Source organism: Streptomyces sp. SID486 (assembly GCF_009865385.1).
GTDB lineage: Bacteria > Actinomycetota > Actinomycetes > Streptomycetales > Streptomycetaceae > Streptomyces.
In genome coordinates this window covers 1-4,490 of sequence record NZ_WWJT01000198.1, presented here as the reverse complement: position 1 = coordinate 4,490, position 4,490 = coordinate 1, and the positions used below count along the sequence as shown (strand labels likewise).

Genomic DNA, 4,490 nt, shown 5'->3' with positions numbered 1-4,490 from the left:
TGGGGGCGCCGGGAATGCCCGGGGGGCCGCGCCGCCTGCGGACGGTGACGCGGGGAACGGCCGGGGAGCCGTGTCGCCTGCGGGCGGGGGTACCGGGAGCGGCCGGACCGCGACCGCCGCGCCGGGGGAACGGGCCGCACCCCGGCGTTCCCGGCCCCGCCCGAACCCGTAAGGGTCCCCGTCGCGGCGGTAGCCGCATCCCGAACCGGGCCCGTGCCCCTCCGGGGCGCTGACAAGGAGAGTGAATGAGCACGGAGTTCGACCTCGGCGCCCTGCTCGCCGAGCGCGGAGCCGAACGCTACGAGCTGCACGCCAAGCACCTCAACCCGCAGCTGCCGCGCATGCTGCACACCATCGGCTTCGACAAGGTCTACGAGCGCGCCGAGGGGGCGCACTTCTTCGACGCCGACGGCAACGACCACCTCGACATGCTCGCCGGGTTCGGGGTGATGGGCCTGGGCCGCCACCACCCGGTCGTCCGCAAGGCGCTGCACGACGTCGTGGACCTGGACCTCGCCGACCTCACCCGGTTCGACTGCCAGCCGCTGCCCGGCCTGCTCGCCGAGCGGCTCCTCACCCACAGTCCGCACCTGGACCGGGTGTTCTTCGGCAACAGCGGCACCGAAGCGGTCGAGACGGCCCTGAAGTTCGCCCGGTACGCCACCGGCAAGCCCCGCGTCCTCTACTGCGACCACGCCTTCCACGGGCTGACCACGGGCTCCCTCTCGGTCAACGGCGAGAGCGGCTTCCGCGACGGTTTCGCCCCGCTGCTCCCCGACACCGCCGTACCCCTCGGCGACCTGGAGGCGCTGGCCCGGGAGCTGGGCAAGGGCGACGTGGCCGCTCTGATCGTGGAGCCGATCCAGGGCAAGGGCGTGCACGAGGCACCGCCCGGCTACCTGCGGGCCGCGCAGGAGCTGCTGCGCCGGCACAAGGCGCTGCTCATCGCCGACGAGGTGCAGACCGGCCTCGGCCGCACCGGTGACTTCTACGCCTACCAGCACGAGGACGGTGTCGAACCGGACCTCGTGTGCGTGGCCAAGGCCCTGTCCGGCGGCTACGTGCCGGTCGGCGCGACCCTCGGCAGGGAGTGGATCTTCAAGAAGGTCTACTCGTCCATGGACCGTGTCCTCGTGCACTCGGCGAGCTTCGGCGCCAACGCCCAGGCGATGGCGTGCGGCCTCGCCGTGCTCTCGGTCATGGAGAACGAACAGATCGTCGCCGGCGTGCGCCGCACGGGCGACCTGCTCAAGTCCCGGCTCACCGCGCTGATCGCCAAGTACGAACTGCTCGCCGACGTCCGCGGCCGGGGCCTGATGATCGGCATCGAGTTCGGCAGGCCCACCTCACTGAAACTGCGCAGCCGCTGGACCATGCTCCAGGCGGCCCGCAAGGGCCTGTTCGCGCAGATGGTCGTCGTCCCCCTGCTGCAGAAGCACCGGATCCTCACCCAGGTGTCCGGCGACCACCTGGAGGTGATCAAGCTCATCCCGCCGCTGATCGTGGACGAGGTCGACGTGGAGCGCTTCGTGGACGCCTTCACGGCGGTGATGGACGACGCGCACAGCGGCGGCGGCCTGATGTGGGACTTCGGCAAGACCCTGATCAAGCAGGCGGTGGCGAACCGCTGACCGAGACGGTACGGGGCGAGGGGCCGGGCCCACCGGCCCTTTGCCTCTGAGGCAATAAAATTGCCCCTGAGGCAACCATCCGGCTCAATGGAAGCATGAACGCCTCAGACGCCTCGCCGCCGGCGGCTCCGGACGACGGTCTGCCCGCCGTCGCCCCGCAGCTGCGCGCTCTGCGCCGGCGCGCCGGGCTCACCCTGGAGGCCGCGGCGCGGGAGGCCGGCCTTTCGCCGGCCCATCTCTCCCGGCTGGAGACCGGGCACCGTCAGCCCTCGCTGCCGATGCTCCTCGCGCTCGCCCGCATCTACGGTACGACGGTCTCCGACCTGCTGGGAGAGGCGGTCGCCGACCGGGACGCGATCGTGCGCGCCGCCGACATGGAGCCGACCCGGGCGGGCGGATGGACGTACGTCCAGGCCGGGTCGCCGGGCCGAGGCATGCAGGCCCTGCGGGTGCGGGTGCCGTACGGCTCGCAGGGCGACATCGTGCGCGTCCACCCCGGTGAGGAGTGGCTGTACGTCCTCAAGGGGCGGTTGCGGCTGCGGCTCGGGGACACCGCGCACCTGCTCGGGCCCGGTGACAGCGCGCACTTCGACTCCCTCACCCCGCACCGCCTCGCCGCCGAGGACCACGACGGCGTCGAGCTGCTGTTCGTCCACACGCTGCTGCAGAGTCCCACGGCCACACTGTGCCTGGGCCCGTCGACCGGAGAGCTGCCATGACCGATCTGGAGACCAAGTTCCCCCGCGCCCTGTGGGTCCGGCTGCTCATCTACATCGCCCTCGGGCACATCTTCGCCGCGTTCCTCTACCTGCTCTTCGCGGTGGGCTCCAAGGGCTGACCTCGCCGGGCGGGCGGGACGCACCGGCGCGGGCCGGGGCGCCCGGCGTCAGTCCAGCAGACGTTCGCGCAGCTTGTCGCGGGTCTCCGGAGTGAGGCCCAGACCCTGCGCCAGATAGGTCTCGACGTCGCCCCACGTCTCCTCGATGCTCGCGAAGGCCGCCTTGAGGTACTCGGCGCGGGCGTCGAAGAGAGGGCTGAGCAGGTCCATCACCTCGGGCGTGTACGCGGACTCCGCGCTGCCGCTGCGGCGGACCTTGTAACGCCGGTGCTTGGCGTTGGACTCCAGGTAGTCGGCGACGATCGCCTCGCGCTCGACCCCCAGGGCGAGGAGGGTGACGGCGATGGAGATGCCCGCGCGGTCCTTGCCGGCCGCGCAGTGCATGAGCGCGGGGACGCTGTCGTCGGCGAGCGCCCGCAGCACCCGGGAGTGCTCCGCCGTGCGCTCCTTGACGATCTTCCGGTAGGAGGCGGTCATCCGGGCCGCCGCCTTGCCGTCGTCGAGGATCGCGCGCAGCTGGTCGAGGTCGCCGTCCCGGACCATCTTCCAGAACTCGGCGCCGTCGGCCGGGTCGCTCAGCGGCAGGTTCAGGTTCCGCACGCCGGGCAGCTCGACGTCGGGGCCCTCCAGCTTCTGGTCGGCCGCGTTGCGGAAGTCGAAGATCGTGTGCAGGCCCAGGGAGGCGAGGAAGGCCGCGTCCTCCTCGGTCGCGTGCGCCAGATGGCCGCTGCGGAACAGCACTCCGTGGCGCACCCGTCGCCCGTCCACGGTGGGCAGTCCGCCCACGTCACGGAAATTGCGGACTCCGGCCAGCTCCGGCTCGGTCGACGGGACCTGCTGCGTCACGGGGGGCTCCTCCCGGTCGGCCCCGCCGGCGCGGCTCGTCGGCGGGCACTCCGTCGACCATACGACATCGATTTCCTCGGGCAATGAGTTGTCCACAGGCATGGTCACGCAGGTCCGCGGCCCTCCGAGCGGTCGGCGCCGGAGCGGATCCACCGGCATCCGCTGCCGCCGGGCGCCCGCTCCTGCCCCGGGAGCCGTAGGCCGCCCCGGTCCTCGCGGAACCATGGAGGGGCGGCGCTCAGGGGAGACCCGGATGGGCGGTTAGTACAGCTGCGAGGGATACGTCGACTCTGTCCCGTATCGACTCCTTCATCGTAACTCCGCGCCATATAAAGGACTGTGGGGGAGAAGTGCGTGAGGAGCGTCATATTCGTGACCGTGCGTCGCATGTCATGGGCACGTAATAGTGGGTCCGATAAGGAGAGTCGACAATGACCGACGCCGGAATTCACTCTCGGTGACCGGGAATTCCCGCAAGCGATCATCCCGGACCGGAACAACGGAATCCCGGTGCTTGTTTCCGCGCGTCCCGCACGCTTACGTTCGCCCCCGATCCGGACGGAACGCCGAATCCTGCCGCCGACCGGAGCACCCACACACTTGACCCGCGTCGGCAGGAGCGGGGGACCCACCAGGTACGACGGCCTGTCCCGGTCTCCGCGACAGGCCAGGGGTGCAGCCGTGCGGTGCACGGCCGGGCAGCTCCAGCCCGAACCCGACAGCTGACCTCGCAGGCGCCGGAGAGGAACAGCGCCATGCCCGCCAAGGGTAAGCACCGACGCCCCAAGACCCCGCGTCTCTCCCGCTCCATAGCCGTCGCCGGGACCGGCGGCGCCGCTCTGGCCCTTCCGCTTCTCGGGGCCACCGGAGCACACGCGGCCACCCCCGCACAGCCCGCCTCCGGGAAGGCCGTGCGGACGCTCACGGGAACGGTGGAGAAGGCCGCCGCACCGTCGGCGTCAGGCGTGCGCGGCTACACCGTGCGCAGCGGCGACTGTCTCGCGACGATCGCCGAGCGCCGGCACGTCAGCGGTGGCTGGCAGCGGCTCTACGCCGACAACCGCCGGGCCGTCGGCGCCGACCCGTCGCTCATCCACCCGGGACTGCGGCTCACCCTCGGCGAGGCGGACGCACCGGCCGGCACCGGATCCGCCGCCCCGCACCACGCTCCGGCC

General features: G+C 71.7%; 5 protein-coding genes and 1 riboswitch. Of the genes, 4 read left to right on the top strand and 1 reads right to left on the bottom strand.

What is annotated here, in order from left to right; translation table 11 throughout:
• Nucleotides 1-245: 245 nt before the first annotated feature.
• From GT045_RS09825 to GT045_RS09815, 3 genes are all read left to right on the top strand, one after another.
• Nucleotides 246-1,631 (top strand): aspartate aminotransferase family protein, encoded by a 1,386-nt coding sequence (locus tag GT045_RS09825; RefSeq protein ID WP_161333925.1) that lies wholly within the window; start codon nt 246-248, stop codon nt 1,629-1,631.
• Between the two features lie 95 nt (nt 1,632-1,726).
• A complete protein-coding gene (locus tag GT045_RS09820; protein WP_161333924.1) occupies nt 1,727-2,350 on the top strand; it encodes an XRE family transcriptional regulator in 624 nt (207 codons plus the stop codon).
• Nucleotides 2,347-2,469, top strand: coding sequence for a DUF6126 family protein (locus GT045_RS09815; RefSeq protein WP_161294989.1), 123 nt, complete (start codon nt 2,347-2,349; stop codon nt 2,467-2,469). Before GT045_RS09820 ends, GT045_RS09815 begins: the two co-directional genes overlap by 4 nt.
• A gap of 48 nt (nt 2,470-2,517) precedes the next feature.
• On the opposite strand, the gene GT045_RS09810 is transcribed toward GT045_RS09815, so the two are convergent.
• Nucleotides 2,518-3,315, bottom strand: a complete 798-nt coding sequence (locus GT045_RS09810; protein ID WP_161294991.1) for a tyrosine-protein phosphatase — start codon at nt 3,313-3,315, stop codon at nt 2,518-2,520.
• A 587-nt stretch (nt 3,316-3,902) separates the two neighbouring features.
• Nucleotides 3,903-4,065, top strand: a riboswitch (cyclic di-AMP (ydaO/yuaA leader).
• Between the two features lie 5 nt (nt 4,066-4,070).
• On the opposite strand from GT045_RS09810, the gene GT045_RS09805 reads away from it, so the two are divergent.
• Nucleotides 4,071-4,490 (top strand): LysM domain-containing protein (locus GT045_RS09805; RefSeq protein ID WP_161333923.1); only part of this gene is annotated, 420 nt, incomplete at its 3' end.

Bases quoted from the DNA above. Each gene is read 5' to 3' on its own strand.
- GT045_RS09815 (WP_161294989.1), top strand. From the start codon at position 2,347: ATGACCGATCTGGAGACCAAGTTCCCCCGCGCCCTGTGGGTCCGGCTG.
- GT045_RS09820 (WP_161333924.1), top strand. From the start codon at position 1,727: ATGAACGCCTCAGACGCCTCGCCGCCGGCGGCTCCGGACGACGGTCTG.
- GT045_RS09825 (WP_161333925.1), top strand. From the start codon at position 246: ATGAGCACGGAGTTCGACCTCGGCGCCCTGCTCGCCGAGCGCGGAGCC.